The organism is Nonomuraea sp. NPDC051298 (assembly GCF_055586305.1).
The window spans coordinates 264,769-281,000 of the sequence record NZ_JBVJIM010000005.1 but is presented as its reverse complement, the minus strand read 5'-3'; the positions used below and the strand labels follow the sequence as shown (position 1 = coordinate 281,000).

The 16,232-nt window shown below is 72.1% G+C and carries 15 protein-coding genes; 4 read left to right on the top strand and 11 right to left on the bottom strand.

What is annotated here, in order from left to right; genetic code table 11:
• The first annotated feature begins 48 nt into the window (after positions 1-48).
• The 3 genes from ACZ6S0_RS18265 to ACZ6S0_RS18255 are packed head-to-tail and all read left to right on the top strand — an operon-like array spanning position 49 to position 2,926.
• Positions 49-1,083, top strand: a complete 1,035-nt coding sequence (locus ACZ6S0_RS18265) for a FecCD family ABC transporter permease (protein WP_465918638.1) — start codon at positions 49-51, stop codon at positions 1,081-1,083.
• Positions 1,083-2,126 carry a FecCD family ABC transporter permease gene (locus ACZ6S0_RS18260; RefSeq protein ID WP_465918634.1) on the top strand — a complete coding sequence of 348 codons (1,044 nt, stop codon included), beginning with the start codon at positions 1,083-1,085 and terminating at the stop codon, positions 2,124-2,126. The genes ACZ6S0_RS18265 and ACZ6S0_RS18260 overlap by 1 nt, the downstream gene beginning before the upstream one ends.
• Entirely contained in the window at positions 2,123-2,926 is an 804-nt protein-coding gene (locus ACZ6S0_RS18255) for an ABC transporter ATP-binding protein (protein WP_344881621.1), read from the top strand. The genes ACZ6S0_RS18260 and ACZ6S0_RS18255 overlap by 4 nt, the downstream gene beginning before the upstream one ends.
• Here the strand turns inward: ACZ6S0_RS18255 and ACZ6S0_RS18250 are convergent.
• The 6 genes from ACZ6S0_RS18250 to ACZ6S0_RS18225 form a co-directional block, all read right to left on the bottom strand.
• A complete protein-coding gene (locus ACZ6S0_RS18250) occupies positions 2,905-4,581 on the bottom strand; it encodes a tetratricopeptide repeat protein (protein ID WP_465918630.1) in 1,677 nt (558 codons plus the stop codon). The two genes, ACZ6S0_RS18255 and ACZ6S0_RS18250, sit on opposite strands and share 22 nt — an antisense overlap.
• A 285-nt stretch (positions 4,582-4,866) precedes the next feature.
• Positions 4,867-6,042, bottom strand: coding sequence for a signal recognition particle-docking protein FtsY (ftsY, locus tag ACZ6S0_RS18245; protein ID WP_465918627.1), 1,176 nt, complete (start codon positions 6,040-6,042; stop codon positions 4,867-4,869).
• Between the two features lie 106 nt (positions 6,043-6,148).
• Positions 6,149-9,931, bottom strand: a complete 3,783-nt coding sequence (locus ACZ6S0_RS18240) for an AAA family ATPase (RefSeq protein ID WP_465918625.1) — start codon at positions 9,929-9,931, stop codon at positions 6,149-6,151.
• Between the two features lie 170 nt (positions 9,932-10,101).
• The gene (locus ACZ6S0_RS18235; RefSeq protein WP_090938435.1) at positions 10,102-10,296 is read right to left on the bottom strand and encodes a hypothetical protein; all 195 of its coding nucleotides are present in this window, start codon (positions 10,294-10,296) and stop codon (positions 10,102-10,104) included.
• A 191-nt stretch (positions 10,297-10,487) separates the two neighbouring features.
• A complete protein-coding gene (locus tag ACZ6S0_RS18230) occupies positions 10,488-10,775 on the bottom strand; it encodes an acylphosphatase (RefSeq protein WP_465918622.1) in 288 nt (95 codons plus the stop codon).
• 9 nt (positions 10,776-10,784) lie between these two features.
• On the bottom strand, positions 10,785-11,687 hold the full coding sequence (locus ACZ6S0_RS18225; RefSeq protein WP_465918620.1) for a LysR family transcriptional regulator: 903 nt from the start codon (positions 11,685-11,687) through the stop codon (positions 10,785-10,787).
• Positions 11,688-11,780: 93 nt separating this feature from the next.
• On the opposite strand from ACZ6S0_RS18225, the gene ACZ6S0_RS18220 reads away from it, so the two are divergent.
• Entirely contained in the window at positions 11,781-12,956 is a 1,176-nt protein-coding gene (locus ACZ6S0_RS18220) for an MFS transporter (protein ID WP_465918616.1), read from the top strand.
• Here the strand turns inward: ACZ6S0_RS18220 and mutM are convergent.
• The 5 genes from mutM to coaD form a co-directional block, all read right to left on the bottom strand.
• Positions 12,904-13,749 carry a bifunctional DNA-formamidopyrimidine glycosylase/DNA-(apurinic or apyrimidinic site) lyase gene (gene mutM / locus ACZ6S0_RS18215; RefSeq protein ID WP_465918612.1) on the bottom strand — a complete coding sequence of 282 codons (846 nt, stop codon included), beginning with the start codon at positions 13,747-13,749 and terminating at the stop codon, positions 12,904-12,906. The genes ACZ6S0_RS18220 and mutM overlap by 53 nt on opposite strands.
• A gap of 202 nt (positions 13,750-13,951) precedes the next feature.
• Entirely contained in the window at positions 13,952-14,692 is a 741-nt protein-coding gene (gene rnc / locus ACZ6S0_RS18210; RefSeq protein WP_465918607.1) for a ribonuclease III, read from the bottom strand.
• 247 nt (positions 14,693-14,939) lie between these two features.
• Complete coding sequence (gene rpmF / locus ACZ6S0_RS18205) at positions 14,940-15,119, bottom strand: 50S ribosomal protein L32 (RefSeq protein WP_033409409.1); 180 nt, start codon at positions 15,117-15,119, stop codon at positions 14,940-14,942.
• A 1-nt stretch (position 15,120) separates the two neighbouring features.
• Positions 15,121-15,690 carry a YceD family protein gene (locus tag ACZ6S0_RS18200; protein ID WP_465918603.1) on the bottom strand — a complete coding sequence of 190 codons (570 nt, stop codon included), beginning with the start codon at positions 15,688-15,690 and terminating at the stop codon, positions 15,121-15,123.
• Positions 15,691-15,743: 53 nt separating this feature from the next.
• On the bottom strand, positions 15,744-16,220 hold the full coding sequence (gene coaD / locus ACZ6S0_RS18195; RefSeq protein WP_344882534.1) for a pantetheine-phosphate adenylyltransferase: 477 nt from the start codon (positions 16,218-16,220) through the stop codon (positions 15,744-15,746).
• Positions 16,221-16,232 lie beyond the last annotated feature (12 nt).

Genomic DNA, 16,232 nt, shown 5'->3' with positions numbered 1-16,232 from the left:
AAGCTGGCATACTTCAGCGAGATCGGGCAATCGTCGAGGAGGACACGGGTGAGCGCAACCGCCGTCGCCCCGCGTCTCCACGGCATTCACCGGCGCAGGCTCGGCGTCCTGCTCGTCCTGTTCGCCTCCGTGGCCGTCGCCGTGGTGCTGAGCATCACGATCGGCTCCAAGTCCGTCCCGCTCGCCGACGCCTGGCACGCGCTCACCGCCCCCACCGGCACCGAGAACGACATCGTCATCCGCTCCCTGCGCCTCCCGAGGACCGCCCTGGGCGTGCTGGCCGGGCTCGCGCTCGGCGTCGCGGGCGCGCTCATGCAGGGCCACACCCGCAACCCGCTCGCCGACCCCGGGCTGCTCGGCGTCACGCAGGGCGCGGCGTTCGCGATGGTGTCGTCGATCATCCTGTTCGGCGTCTCCAGCCTGCTCGGCTACATCTGGTTCGGCCTGGCGGGCGCGCTGGTGGCCAGCGCGGCGGTGTTCGCGCTGGGCATGGTGGGGGGCAGGGGGAGCCCCACCCCGGTCACGCTGGCGCTCGCCGGGACCGCCGTCAGCGCCCTCCTGTACGCCATGACCTCGGCCATCGTCCTCCTCGACGAGCAGGCCATGGACGTGTTCCGCTTCTGGCAGGCGGGCTCGATCGCGTCCAGGGGCGCCGACGTGCTCTGGCAGGTGCTGCCGTTCATCGTGGCCGGCCTGGTGCTGGCCATGGTGAACGCCCCCGCGCTGAACGCCCTCTCACTCGGCGAGGACGTCGCCCGCGGCCTCGGCCAGAACATCCCCATGACCCGGACCGTCGGGGTGGCCGCCGTCACCCTGCTGACCGGCGCCTCCGTGGCCGCCTGCGGCTCGCTCGCCTTCGTCGGGCTCATCGTGCCCCACCTGGCCCGGCCGCTGTCGGGCACCGACCACCGGTGGCTGCTGCCGTTCTCCGGGCTGATCGGCGCGGCGCTGCTGCTGGTCTCCGACGTGATCGGCCGCCTGGTCGCCCCGCCGGGCGAGCTGGAGGTGGGCGTGGTGCTCGCGCTGCTCGGCGCCCCGTTCTTCGTCGCCCTGGTACGCCGCAGGAAGCCCGTACGACTGTGATGACCACCCTCCCCCTTCGCGTCGGCGGCCTGTCCTGGCAGGTACGCCCGCGCGGCATCGCCGTCACCCTCACCGGGCTCGTCCTGCTGGCCCTGCTCATGGCGCTGAACATGCGCATCGGCGACATCGACCTGACGCTGCCCGAGGTGATCGGCGGCACGTTCGACGTCGACAGCCCCGCCCACTTCGTCATCATGGAGCTGCGCCTGCCCCGCGCGCTCACCGGCGCCCTGGTCGGGGCCGCGCTCGCGCTGTCCGGCGCGATCATCCAGTCGATCGCGCGCAACCCGCTGGCCAGCCCCGAGATCCTGGGCGTCACCACGGGCGCCTCGGTCACGGTGGTGGCCGGCGTGGTGGGCAGCGGCAGCGTCACCGGCGGCGTCAGCGGCCTGCTGGCCGGCGTCGGCATCCCCGCGCTCGCGCTGCTCGGCGGCCTGGTCGGCGCGGTCGTCGTGTACGGCCTGGCCTGGCGGCGCGGCCTCGACGGCTACCGGCTGGTTCTGGTCGGCATCGGCGTGGCCGCCGTGTTCACCAACGTCAAGTTCTGGCTGCTGACCGTCGGCGACGTCACCGACACCGGCCGCGCCATGGTCTGGATCAGCGGCTCGCTCAACGGCCGGGGCTGGGAGCACGTGGCGCCGACGGCGCTGGCGCTTGCCGTACTGGTGCCGCTGACCCTGCTCGGCACCCGTTCCCTCGACGCCCTGCGCTTCGGCGACGACACGGTGGCCGCGCTCGGCGTCCGGACGAACCCGGCCCGCGCCCTGATGATCCTGGCCGCCGTGCTGCTGGCCGCCGTGGCGACGGCGTCGGCGGGGCCGATCGCGTTCGTGGCCCTGGCCTCGCCGCAGATCGCGCTGCGGCTGGCCCGCTCGGGTCAGCCCCCGCTGCTGTGCTCGGCGGTCGTCGGCGGCGTGCTGACCACGGCCGCCGACCTGATCGCCAGAACCGTGTTCTCGCCCATCGAGCTGCCCGTCGGCATCGTCACGGCCGTGCTGGGCGCACCGTACCTGATCCATCTGATCTGGAGGTCGCGAAAGTGAGACTGCAGGCCGCCGACGTCAAGCTCGGGTACGGCGACCGCCTCGTCGTCAACGGGCTCGACCTCGGCATCGAGGCGGGCACCGTCACCACCATCATCGGCCCGAACGGCTGCGGCAAGTCCACGCTGCTGCGCGCACTCGGCCGGCTGCTCAAGCCCCAGGGCGGCGAGGTGCTGCTGGACGGCAAGCGCATCGACAGGATCCCCACCCGCGAGGTGGCCAAGATCCTCGGCGTGCTCCCGCAGGCGCCCACCGCCCCCGAAGGGCTGACCGTGGCCGACCTGGTGGCCAGGGGACGCCATCCGCACCAGACGTGGTACCGGCAGTGGTCGTCCGACGACGAGGGCGCGGTCGCCGCGGCGCTGGACATGACGGGCCTGGCCGACCTGGCCGAGCGCCCGCTGGAGGAGCTGTCGGGCGGGCAGCGGCAGCGGGCGTGGATCTCCATGGCCCTGGCCCAGGGCACCGACCTGCTGCTGCTCGACGAACCCACCACGTTCCTCGACCTGGCCCACCAGGTGGAGGTGCTGGAGCTCGTCCGGCACCTGCACAGGGAGGCGGGCCGCACGGTCGTCATGGTCCTGCACGACCTCAACCTGGCGGCCCGCTACGCCGACCGCCTGGTGGCCATGCGCTCCGGCCGGGTGGTCGCCTCGGGCACCCCGCACGAGGTGCTGACCGAGGAACTGCTGCGGGAGGTGTTCGAGCTGGACGCCAAGGTCATCGCCGACCCCGTGGCCGGCACGCCGCTGGTCGTCCCGATCGGCACCCGCTCCGCTCACGTCTCCGACAGCGCCTGACGCACGTCCTCGTCGTCGGGGGCCAGCTCGGCGGCCCTGAGCAGGTCGTGGCGCGCGGGTCCGGCCAGGCCCGCCGCCCGGTAGGCCACCGACCGGTTGAACAGCAGCTCGGCCGTCTCCTCCAGCTTCAGCGCCCGGGTCAGGTCGGCCAGCGCCGTCTCGTTGTCGCCGCGCTCGAACGCCAGCTCCGCCCGCCCCGCCCAGCCCGCCACCAGCTCCGGGTCCGCCTCCAGCGCCAGGTCGAAGGCCAGGCCCGACTCCCGGCGGCGGCCCTCGGCCAGCTCCACCTGCCCCAGCACGCACAGCAGGTGGGGGTCGCCGGGGACCAGGGCCAGGCCGCGCTCCACGTCCTGCCGGGCGCGTACGTGGTCTCCGGCGGCCGCGTGCAGGCCGCAGCGGTTCACGTACGCGGGGGCGAAGGCCGGGTCCAGCTCCAGCGTGTGGTCCAGGTCGGCGCGCGCCCCTGCCAGGTCGCCCGCCGCGTAGCGGACCTCCGACCGGTTGTAGTACGCCTCGGGGAAGGGCGGGCTGAGCCGCATCACCGCCTCGTAGTCGGCCAATGCCTCCGCCGGACGGCCCAGCTCGTGCAGCAGGTTGCCCCGGTCGAGGTGGTAGTCGGGATAGCCGGGGTCGGCCTCGACGGCCCGCGTGTAGTCGGCCAGCGCCGCCTCCCGCCTCCCGGCCATGGCCAGGAGCTGGGCCCTGTTGGCGTACAGGACGAGCCGGTGGATCGGGTGCTCGCCCGCCAGGTGCGTCTCGGCCAGCTCGATGGCCTGCTCCACCAGCTCCATGGCGACGTCGCGGCGGCCCCTGCGCACCTCGACCAGGGCCTTGCCGTTGAGGTCGAACCCGAGGTGGAAGGCCCGCTCCCGGGCGTCGGGCAGCAGGGAGGTGATCGTGACGGCCTCGTTGATCCAGGCCAGGGCCTGCTCGGGGTCGCGGCGGGCGCGGTCGTGGTGGCGTACGAGGGTCATGGCCGTGGCGTACGCGGCCGTGGCGCGGTGCTTCGGGTCGGTGCTCTCGCGCCTGAGCCGGTCGTACAGGTCGCGGGCCTCGTCCTCGCGCTCGACGGCCTCCAGCGCCGCGGCCACCCGCAGCAGGAGGTGCTGCCAGCGCTCCGGGTCGTCCGCGTACGCCACCCCGCGCAGCGCCTCCAGCCCCGACTCCGCCATGGCGTGGTGGAAGCCCTCGTCGCGGAAGCGGTCGAAGTCGGCCGGCAACGGGCCCGAGCCGGGGGCCGACGGCCCCTCCTCGACGCTCAGCAGCCCGGGGTCGAGCCTGCGCCGCAGCACCCGCACCAGCTCGGCGTCGGTGTGGTCGGCCTCCCCCAGGTTCGCCACGACCAGCGTGAGCGGGCCCGAGCCGGCCAGGTGGTCGCGGACGAACTCGGCCAGCCCGTTGGCGATCCGCAGGCTGCGGCGCACGCCGGGCACCAGCACGCGCTGCCCCCGGGGCAGGTCGTCGGCCAGCGAACGCCTGCGGGCGGGCACCGCCGCACGCAGGCCGGGCGCGGCGGCCCGGATCTCGATGTCGTGCGCGGCGACCAGGGAGGGCCGTCGTTCCAGCGCGGCGGGCACCAGGTGGCCGAGCAGGGCCGCGCCCAGGGTGTAGGGGCCGCCGATCCGGCGGTCGGCGTCCAGGAAGATCGTGTCCACGTGGTGTCTCTTCCGTGCTCCGGTGCGGCCGGCGCCCCCGCCGGGACGCCGGCCTGTGGCTCAGGCGTGGTGCCTCGGCGCGGCTGCGGCGGTCGGCTTCACGGTGCCTGGCCGGTGGACGACGATCTTTTTCATGGACGGCCTCTCACGTTCATGCGGAATTTCACGTACACACGAAACCCGAACGATCTTTTATGAACCGCTACATATCAACACACTAAAAATCGTCGATCAAGATTTATCCGGTAAGGGCTGATACGTCGGCAATTACCGGACAACCGGAACTCAGTCGCCCAGGATGGCGTCCACGAACACCTCGGGGTCGAACGGCGCCAGGTCGTCCGGCCCCTCGCCCAGCCCCACCAGCTTGACCGGCACGCCCAGCTCCCGCTGCACCGAGATGACGATGCCGCCCTTGGCCGTGCCGTCGAGCTTGGTCAGGGCGATGCCGGTGATGTTGACCACCTCGGCGAACACCTGGGCCTGGCGCAGGCCGTTCTGGCCCGTGGTGGCGTCGAGCACCAGCAGCACCTCGTCGACCGTGGCCTTCTTCTCGATGACCCGCTTGACCTTGCCCAGCTCGTCCATCAGGCCGGTCTTGGTGTGCAGGCGGCCGGCGGTGTCGACGATGACGGCGTCGACCTTCTCCTCCATGCCCTTGCCCACCGCGTCGAACGCCACGGAGGCCGGGTCGCCGCCCTCGGGCCCGCGCACGGTGTCGGCGCCGACCCGCTCGCCCCAGGTCTGGAGCTGGTCGGCGGCGGCGGCGCGGAAGGTGTCGGCCGCGCCCAGCACCACCTTCTTGCCGTCGCCGATCAGGGAACGGGCCAGCTTGCCCGTGGTCGTGGTCTTGCCGGTGCCGTTGACGCCCACGACCAGGACGACCGCCGGCCGCTCGCCGTGCTTGGCGACGTGCAGCGTACGGTCGAGGTCGGGGTTGACCTGGGCGAGGAGCTGCTCCTTGAGCAGAGCCCGCACCTCGTCGTGCGAGCGGCTGCCGAGCACCTTGACCCTGGTGCGCAGCTCCTCGACGATCGCCTGGGTCGGCGCGACGCCCACGTCGGCGGTGATCAGGCTCTCCTCGATCTCGTCCCAGACCTCGTCGTCGAGCCGGTCGCGCGACAGCAGCTCAAGCAGCCCGCGCCCGAGCGCGCTCTGCGAGCGGGCCAGGCGCGAGCGCAGCCGCACCATGCGCCCCGCGGACGGCGGCGGAACCTCCACCTCGGGCACGACCACGACCGGCTCGGCGGGCTTGACCGGCGGCGGGAGCGTGGTGGTAGCGCCCTCGGCCTCCTCGCCCGCTCCCGCGGGCCGAGCCTCCCGCTCGGGAAGCACGGGGGCCTCTGGCGGCTTGACCGGCGGGGCCGCCTTGCGACCCGGCCTGAACAGCAGGAAGAGACCGCCGGCCGCCAGCAGGGCGACGACGGCCACGATCACGATGACGCCGAGGTAACCATCCACAAGATGTCAGTTTTCCAGATCGACCACCATGGTCACGCACAAGGCCACACCGATCAGGCGCAGCCGCACCGCCATCAGGCCGACCCGCCCACCGCGACCGCCACTGTCAGGCCGACTCGCGCTCCCTGAGCCGCTGGCTGACCACCTGTGTCACGCCGTCGCCCCGCATCGACACGCCGTAGAGCGCGTCGGCGATCTCCATCGTGCGCTTGTTGTGGGTGATGACGATGAGCTGCGAACTCTGCCGCAGCTCCTCGAACAACGTCAGCAGCCGCTGCGTGTTGGTGTCGTCGAGCGCGGCCTCGACCTCGTCCATCACGTAGAACGGCGACGGCCGCGCCTTGAAGATCGAGATCAGGAACGCCACCGCCGTCAGCGAACGCTCGCCACCCGACAGCAGCGACAGCCGCTTGACCTTCTTGCCCGGCGGCCTGGCCTCGACCTCGATGCCGGTGGTCAGCATGTCGGACGGCTCGGTGAGCACCAGCCGGCCCTCACCGCCGGGGAAGACCCTGGTGAAGATCTGCTCGAACTCGCGGGCGACGTCCTCGTACGCCGAGGCGAACATCTGCTCCACCCGGTCGTCGACCTCCTTGACCACGGTCAGCAGGTCGCGCCTGGTCTTCTTGAGGTCCTCGAGCTGGGAGTTGAGGAACGCGTGCCGCTCCTCAAGGGCCGCGAACTCCTCCAGCGCCAGCGGGTTGACCTTGCCGAGCTGGTTCATCTGCCGCTCGGCCGCCCTGGCGCGCTTCTCCTGCTCCGCACGCGCGTACGGCACGGGCGGCTCGCCGGGCACCGGCACGTCGGGGCCGTACTCGGCGATCAGCGCCTCGGCCTCGACGCCGTATTCCTCCAGCGCCCGCTGCTCCATCTGTTCCAGGCGCAGCCGCTGCTCGGTGCGGGCCACCTCGCTGCCGTGCACCCGGTTGACCAGTTTGTCCAGCTCCTGGCCCAGCTCGCGGACGCGCAGGCGTACCTGCTTGAGTTCGGCGTCGACGGCCACCCTGGCCAGGTCGGCCTCGTCGCGTTCCCTGGCGGCGAGTTGGACGGAGGTCACCAGGGCGGCGAGCACCTGCCTGGCGCCCTTGCTGACGGCCTCGGCCACGGCGGCCTGCCGCCTGCGCCGGGCGCGCTGGGCGGCCGCCTGGGCGCGCTCCTCGCGCTCCCGCCGCGCGGCCCTGAGCAGGCCGTCGGCGCGGCCCTCGATGCCCTTGACGCGTTCCTCAGCCGTGCGCACCTGCAGGCGGGTATCCATCTCGCGCTGCCTGGCCGCGTCGCAGGCGCTCGCCAGGTCGTCGCGCAGGTCGGTGGTGGGCTCGGACTCCAGCTCCTGGGCGTATTCGGCCTCGGCCAGCCGGATCTCCAGCTCGGCCAGCTCTTCCAGCCGCTCGGCGCGGGACTCCTCGGCCTTGGCCACGCTCTGGGCCAGCCGCTCGGCCTCGTCGCGGGCCGCGACGGCGGCGGCCTCCAACTGGGCCAGTTTCCTGGCCGCCGCGGCGTTGCGCTGGTCGGCCTCCCGCTGGCGGCCCCTGACCTGGTCGAGCGCGCCCTGCGCGGCGCTCACGCCGGCCTGGGCGGTGGTGACGGCGGTCTGGGCCTCGGTGACGTGCGCCTGGGCGGCCTCCAGCGCGGCCTGGGCGGCCTGCTCGCCCTCGACGGCCTCGCCGAGCGCGGCGGCGCTCTCCTCTACCCTGGACTCGGCCTCCTCCAGGTTCCTGACGGCCTCGTCGAGCGCCGCGCGTACCTGGAGCACGGAGGTGCCGCCCTCGGCGCCGCCGACGGCCAGGTGTGCGCCCACGAGGTCGCCCCGCGTGGTGACGGCCCGCAGCCCGGGGTGCCGTTCGACGAGCGCGCGCGCGGTTTCCAGGTCGTCGACGACCACGACGTCGGCGAGCACGTGATCGAGGGCGGGACGCAGATGGTCGGGCACCGTGACGAGATCGGCCGCCCACCGTCCCCCACCGGGCGCCTCCGCCCGCGAGGGCCGGGCCCGGCCGTAAGCCTCCGCCCCGCCGCGATCGGACCTCGCGCCAGCCTGGCCCTCAGGATCGAACCCGGCGTCGCCGTCCTCCGCGCCGCGACCGTCCGCACCGCGACCGTCGGGGAGCGCGACCAGGAGGGCCGCCCGCCCGGCGCCCTGCGAGCGCAGCAGGTCGAGAGCCTCCACGGCGGTGTCGAGGCTCTTGACGGCGATCGCCTCGGCGAGCGGCCCGAGCACGGCGGCCACCGCCTCCTCGGACCCCGGCGTCACCTGCATCGAGGCGGCCAGCGGCCCCAGCACCCCGCCGAGATCCGCGTCGAGCAGCGCCGCGCCGCCGTCGCCCTTGGCCAGCCCCAGCTCCAGCGCCTCGCGCCGGGCGGCCAGGGCGGCCACCGCGCGCTGCGCCTCCTGGTCGGTGGCGCGGGCCGTGCCGACGCCCGCCTTGGCGGCCCGCAGGGCGGCGCGCGGCGCGTCGAGCCCCGACGCCGCCTCCTGCGCCACCGCTCGTGCCTCGTCGGCCGCCGCCCTGGCCTCCTCGACCGTGGCCTGGGCCGTGGCCAGCTCTTCCGCCAGCGCGGGATCGACGGCCGGCTCCTCCAGCCGCTGGGCCTCCAGGTCTTCCCTGGCCCGCCGCTCGCGGTCGCCCGCGCCGGCCACGGCCTGCTGGATGCGCCCGATCTCCTCCTCGGCGGCCCTGGCCCGGCTGCGTACGGAGTCGACCTGGCCGCGTAGCCTGGCCAGCCCCTCCCGGCGGTCGGCGGCGGCCCTGGCTGCCAGCGCGAGCCGCCGTTCCTCGGCGTTCAGCTCGGCCTCGGCCTCGGCCCGCCGCTGGACGGACTCCTCCAGCAGCTCCTGCGCCTGCTCCAGCTCGGCCCTGAGGATCAGCTCCCGCTCGCGGACCTCGGTCGCCTCGCGTTCGAGGTCTTCCGGGTCGCGCCCGCGGCGCTCGATGGCGGCGGCGTCGAGCGCGTGCCGGTGCCGCTCGGCGGCGAGCTGCTCCAGGCCGGTGATGCGCTCACGCAGCGAGGAGAGCCGGAAGAAGGTCTCCTGGGCGGCCGCCAGACGGGGCTGGGTCTCGCCCTCGGCGGCCTCCAGCGCCGTCTCGCGCTGTTGCGCCTCGGCCAGCTCGGTCTCGACCTGCTGCCGCCTGGCCGTGATCGCGGCCTCGTCGGCGGCCTCGCGTTCGAGGGTGGCGCGCAGGATGCACACGTCGTCGGCCAGCAGCCGGAGCCTGGCGTCACGCAGGTCAGCCTGGATGACGGCGGCCTTGCGGGCGATCTCGGCCTGCCGGCCCAGCGGCTTGAGCTGGCGGCGCAGCTCGGTGGCGAGGTCTTGGACGCGGGTCAGGTTGGCCTGCATCGCGTCGAGCTTGCGCAGCGCCTTCTCCTTGCGCTTGCGGTGCTTGAGCACGCCCGCGGCCTCTTCGATGAACGCCCGGCGGTCTTCAGGACCCGCGTGCAGCACGGCGTCGAGCTGGCCCTGCCCGACGATCACGTGCATCTCGCGGCCGATGCCCGAGTCGGACAGCAGCTCCTGGATGTCGAGCAGGCGGCAGGTGTCGCCGTTGATCGCGTATTCGCTCTGCCCCGACCGGAACATCAACCGGCTGATCGTGACCTCGGTGTAGTCGATCGGCAGCGCGCCGTCGGTGTTGTCGATGGTCAGCGTGACCTCGGCACGGCCGAGCGGGGGCCGGTTGGCCGTGCCCGCGAAGATCACGTCTTCCATCTTGCCGCCGCGCAGCGACTTGGCGCTGTGCTCGCCCATCACCCAGGCCAGGGCGTCGACGACATTGGACTTGCCGGAGCCGTTGGGACCGACCACGCAGGTGATGCCCGGCTCGAAACGCAGGGCGGTCGCGGAGGCGAAGGACTTGAATCCGCGCAGGGTCAGGGTCTTCAAATACAAGCGCGACCCCTTTCTCTCCCTGAACGGACTCGGAAAAGCCTACTGGTCCGCACTGCCGCACGTGGGCATCTAACACGGGGACCATACTTGACCAGGTCTTTTCCCATTTCAGGGCAAATAACAAGGGACGCCTCGCCGAGACGTCCCTGGGTCTTGCGCTCCGATCACTCTCAGGTGAGTGCCGGCTCGCGCTCTTGCATGCGGCTTAGCGCCTCGTCGCGGGTTTGCGCCGCAAGAGCGTCATTGGTGGCCTGAAGTCGGATGAGTTCTGCCTCCAGATCCCGGATACGCTGCTGCAGGCGGCGCATCTCCGAGACCATTCGAGGGTCAGGACCGCCGACGTGGCCGAGTAGAGCCTTCGCCATGGTAAAGGGTCCTCCACGCTGAGTGACCAGACTGGTTCGCGCACTTCTTATTCCGCGGGAGGGGTGCGCGTGGTACCTAACAAGAGTCGCACCGGCAGTGTGGGCGGTCAAGTCGAACGAACCGCTGAGCCCTACTGATGGGCACTCCCGACATACAACTATACCCTATTTGAGCCGTTTAACGAAACCGGCTACCTCTCTACAAAGCCACTCAAACTACCTCGGGCTTCGCTCCAGCGTTCCACTACTCCATCCACCTTGCCCGGCGTGTCGCAACCTCTGAGCAGTTCCAGCAGTTTGACGCACGCCTCGCGCGGGCCCTCCGCGACCACTTCCACCCGGCCGTCGTCGGTGTTGCGCGCCCATCCCACCAGGCCGAGCTCCAGCGCACGGACCCGCGTCCACCAGCGGAAACCTACCCCCTGCACGCGGCCACGCACCCATGCGGTCAATCGGGCGCCGGCTTCGTCGTCAGGCATCTCCCCTCCTCACGCCACCAGGGCCCGCGCCGCGGACGCCTGGGCGACCGCGGCCTCGTCGAACGCCCTGATCGCGGCGGTCTCCCGTGCCTTCACCCAGGTCAGGCCGAGGATCGAGGCGGGCAGCCCGGCCACGGGCACGAAGCTGACGTCGGGCCGGTGGTGCTGGTCCGCCGAGGGCGTGCAGAAGAGCATGCCGCCCCGGTCGAGCGCCACCTGGGTCAGGCCCTCCTGTGTCGTGGCCACCTTACCGGCCTGGGGAATCGGATGTCCGGAAGGGGTCACGGAGGGTGCTATCCGCTCGTTCCACGCGCGCGGGGCCGGGCCGTCCAACCCGATCAGCGGTACGGAGGCCAGCTCCTCCACCCCGATGCCCGCCCGGCCCGCCAGCGGGTGGCGTACGGAGACGCCGAGCCGGTAGGACACGTGGTTCAGGCCAGGACCGGCCGCCAGGCCGGGCTCTTCCACCGGCAGCAGCGTGAACGCGATGTCGACCAGCCCGGCCCGCAGCTTGCCGAACGGATCGGAGAGCGCGATCTCCACCAGCTCGACCGCGCAGCCGGGGTGGCGGCGCTCGAAGGCGCGTACGCTGCCCGTCACGACCTCGGTCGGCGTGGCCAGGAACCCGACCCTGATCACCCCCGTCACCTCCCGGGCCGCCGCCCTGGCCCGGCGTACGGCGGCGGCCATGCCGTCATACGACGGCCGCAGGTCGGCCAGGAAACGTTCACCGAGGGGCGTGAGGCGCACCCGCCTGCTGCTGCGTTCGAACAGCCGTCCGCCGATCCGGTCCTCCAGCGCGCGCATGAGCTGGCTCACCCGGCCCGGCGACAGGTAGAGGCGCTCGGCTGTACGCGCGAAGTGCAGCTCCTCGCTGAGCACGAGGAAGCACTCCAGCTCCCTGAACTCCATCCCCGCCTCCGGCTCGATCGCTTAGTCCACCTAAAGCAAGCCTTCGGGCTTCGTCATTGTTCCCCCAACCGGCCCGGCAAGAGGCTGGGCGCCATGACCATGACTGACGTTCCCGGCGCCGTACGGGCGCGCTGGCTCGCCGTGACCTCGGTCGCGGTGGGCACCTTCACCATCGTGACCAGCGAGATGCTGCCCGTCAGCCTCCTGACCTCGATCGCCGACGACCTCGGCGTCTCGGCGGGCACGGCCGGGCTGACCATGTCGGCCCCCGGCCTGGTCGCCGCGGTGTCCGCGCCCCTGCTGGCGGTGACCACCCGCCGCGTCGACCGGCGCGCGATCCTGATCGGGCTGATGGCGCTGCTGGCGGTGGCCAACCTGGCGGGCGCGCTGGCGCCGAACCACCCGGTGATGCTGGCCGCCAGGGTGCTGACCGGGGTGAGCATCGGCGGGTTCTGGGCCTTCGCGGCGGGCCTCGGGCCCCGCCTGGTGCCCGAACGCTCGGTCGGGCGGGCCACGTCGATCATCCTGGCCGGGGTGTCGGTGGCGTCGGTGCTGGGGGTGCCCGCGGCGACGTTCGTCTCGTCGTTCGCGGGGTGGCGCAGCGCCTTCGCCGCCGCGGGGGTGCTGGCGCTCGCCCTGCTGGCGTTGCTGGCCGCGACGCTGCCGCCGTTGAGGCCGCCGGCCGTGCCTGTTTCGCCCCGGACGCCCGACAAGCGCTCCTCGTGGCTCTCAGGGCCGCTCAAGCTCGTTCTCGTGCTGACCACCCTGACCATCTCCGGCCACTTCGCGGCCTACACCTACGTGCGCCCGTTCCTGGAGCAGGTCTCGCACGCCAGTGCCGCGCTCGTCGGCACCGCCCTCCTGGTGTACGGCGCCGCGGGCGTGGTGGGCAACTTCACCGCCGGCGCGCAGGCGGCCAAGAGCCCGTGGCGCACGCTGGTCGTGCAGGTCGGGCTCATGACCGTGGCCATGGCGGCGCTGGTGCTGGTCGACCTGCCGCCCCTGGTCGCGCTCGTGGTGTGGGGGCTGGGCTACGGCGGCGTCGGGGTGACCCTGCAACTGTGGATCATGCGCGCGGGCGGCGGCGAGCTGGGCACCGCGCTCTTCGTCGGCGCCTTCAACGTCTCCATCGCGCTCGGCGCGTTCGTCGGCGGCCGGATCACGGACGGTGTGTCGGTCTCCGCGGTGATGTGGGCGGGAGCCGGGCTCACGCTGGTCAGCGCGGCCGTCGCTGGCATCTGGGGCAGGAGTAGGACGACCGGTTCATGAACGCCTCCCGCCTGATCGCGGTGCCGCAGCGGGAGCAGGGCAGGTCGCGGCGGCCGTACACCTCCAGCGAGCGCTCGAAGTATCCGCTCTCGCCGTTGACGTCGACGTACAGGCTGTCGAACGACGTGCCGCCCTGCTCCAGCGCCGCGCCCATGACCGTGCGTACGGCGGTGAGCAGCTCGGCGACCTTGGGCCCGGCGAGCTTCTGGGTGGCGCGGGCCCAGTGGAGCCTGGCGATCCAGAGGGCCTCGTCGGCGTAGATGTTGCCGACGCCGCTGATCAGCGACTGGTCGAGGAGGGCCCGCTTGATCTCCGTGTGCCTGGCCCTGAGCCTGCGGGCGAACTCGGCCTCGTCGAACACCGCCTCGAACGGGTCGGGCGCGATGTGCGCGATCGGCTCGGGCACACCCGCCACCACCGGGCTGAGCATGACGTGCCCGAACGTGCGCTGGTCGACGAAGCGCAGGTCGGGGCCGCCGTCCTCGAAGCGCAGGCGTACCCGCAGGTGCTTTTCCAACGGCGAGTCGGGGGCGACCACGAGAAGCTGGCCGCTCATCCCCAGATGGGCCAGGAGCGCCTCGTCGCCGCCCGACAGCGGGAGCCACAGGTATTTGCCGCGGCGCTCGGCGGACAGCACGGCGCGGCCCTTCAACCGGGCGGCGAACTCGTCGGCGCCGGGCGCGTGCCGCCTGATCGCGCGGGGGTGCAGCACCTCCGCGGCGGCGATCTCGCGCCCGACCACCCACTGCGCGAGACCGCGCCTGACGACCTCGACCTCCGGCAACTCAGGCACTTGTGACCTCGCCCTCCGAACGTTGGGGGAACCTCGATCTCACCCTCCGGACAACGCCCGGCATCCCGCGGCCCTTCCCTGACCGCGTCCTCGCGGACGCGCGGTCCTCGCGGGCGCGGTCCTCGCGGACGCGGCTTCTCGCGGGCGCGCGGTCCTCGCGGGCGCGGGCCGGGGAGCTGGGTGGGCCGGGGAGCTGGGTGGGTCAGCCCGCGGGCTGGCTCTCGCGCTGCTCGCGGCGGGCGCGGATGCGGGTCCAGGCCGCCTCGGCCGCCTGCTGCTCGGCCTCCTTCTTGCTGCGCCCGGTGCCCGAGCCGTACGACTCGCCGCCGACCCGCACCACGGCCGTGAACGACTTGGCGTGGTCGGGCCCGCTCTCCTCGACGTGGTATTCGGGCACCCCGAGCGCCTCGGAGGCGGTCAGCTCCTGCAGCGAGGTCTTCCAGTCGAGCCCGGCGCCCAGCGAGGCCGAGCGCACGATCAGCGGGTCGAACAGCAGGTGCACCACCCGGAACGCCTCGTCGAGCCCCTTGTCGACGTAGATCGCGCCGATCAGCGCCTCGAGCGTGTCGGCCAGGATGGAGGACTTGTCGCGCCCCCCGGTGCCCTCCTCGCCCCGGCCGAGCCGCAGGAACCGGCCCAGCCCCAGGCCCCTGGCTACGTCGGCCAGGGCCCGCATGTTGACCACCGCGGCACGCAGCTTCGCGAGCTGGCCCTCGGGCAGGTCGGGGTGGTTGCGGTAGAGGGTGTCGGTGACGACGAGGCCCAGCACCGAGTCGCCCAGGAACTCCAGGCGCTCGTTGGTGGGCAGGCCGCCGTTCTCGTACGCGTAGGAGCGGTGCGTCAGCGCCCGCTCGAGAATGTCGGGGTCCAGGCCGACCGACAGGACCCGCTCCAACTCGTCTCTGGCGACCTCGACGGCCACCGGCTTGGGACCTGTGCCCACGTGCTTTCCTCCTCGGACATCTTCACAAGGCGCGTCGGCTGCGCTTGATGCCCGAAAACGTGGTGGGCGTCGGGGTAACGCGTTAGCCCCGGCGTCCACCACGGCCGCGGGCCAACCACCGCCGCACGTATCTGAGACGGTAACGCCGACCGAGGCACGATCGCACCCGGTCGGCATCACGTCAACTGCTGACGGGCGAACCCGCCATGGCCGCCGCGGAGCGGCCGGGCGGGCTCCCGTCAGAGGATCAGGCGGACGGCTCGATGACCTGTCGGCGGTTGTAGGTGCCGCAGGTGGGGCACGCGATGTGCGGCTGCTTGGGCGAACGGCACTGCGGGCAGCTCACCAGGGCGACAGCAGTCGTCTTCCACTGGGAGCGACGGGCGCGGGTGTTGCTCCGCGACATCTTTCGCTTCGGGACGGCCACGTCACTTCTCCTGATCGTTATCTTGGTCGGTAATCAGACCTTGCAACGACGCCCAGCGGGCGTCGATCTTCTCGTGCCGGTGATCGTCTCCGGCCTCGGCCAGCTTGATCCCGCACTCCGTGCAGAGCCCCGCGCAGTCTTCACGGCAGACGGGGCTCAGCGGCAGTGCGAGCACCACCGCGTCGCGGAACGTCGGCTCGAGGTCGAACAGCTCACCGTCGAGCAGTGAATCCTCCTCCGAGGCGTCCTCGTCGGAGTAGAAGAACAACTCCTGCAGGTCGACCTCGATCTCCGAGGTGACCGGGTCGAGACACCGCGCGCACTCCCCGGCGAGCGGGGCCTGCGCCGTGCCTGACACGAGCACGCCTTCCATCACTGCCTCGAGCCGGAGGTCCAGCTCGACTTCGGCGTCTTTGGGGACGCCGATCATGTCGACGCCGAGGTCTGCCGGTGCCGGGACGGTCAGGCTCATCTGCCGCATCGAGCCCGGCCGCCTTCCCAGGTCATGAGTGGAGATGACCCAAGGGGAGCGGGGGTCGAGGTGCTGAGTCATCCTGCTCTCGCTAGGCATGGCGAAACGAACGCCGTCGTACAAGGCCGAAATGAAAGGATAGCAGGTCGCGCTCAGCCCCTGAGCCGCTCGATGAGCAGCTTGTGCACAAGATCAGGTACGAGACCCGAGACGTCCCCACCATACCGGGCGATCTCCTTCACCCTGGAGGAGGACAGGAACGAATATTCCGGATTGGTCGGCATGAACAGCGTCTCGACCCCCGACAGGCGGTAGTTGAGCTGAGCCATCTGCAGCTCGTAGTCGAAGTCGCTGACGACCCTGATGCCCTTGACGATGGCGGGGATGTCGTTGTTCCTGCAGAAATCAACCAGCAACCCATGGAATTTCCGCACTTTGACGTTGGGAAGCTCCTTGGTCACGGTTTGCAGCATCTCGATGCGTTCGTCCACCGTGAACAGGCTGCTTTTCTCGACGTTGATGAGGACTGCCACGGTCACCTCGTCGTACAGCCGCGCGGAGCGGCCGATGATGTCGAGATGGCCATTGGTGATGGGGTCGAACGACCCCGGGCAGACTACGCGGCGCAAGACGCCTCCCAG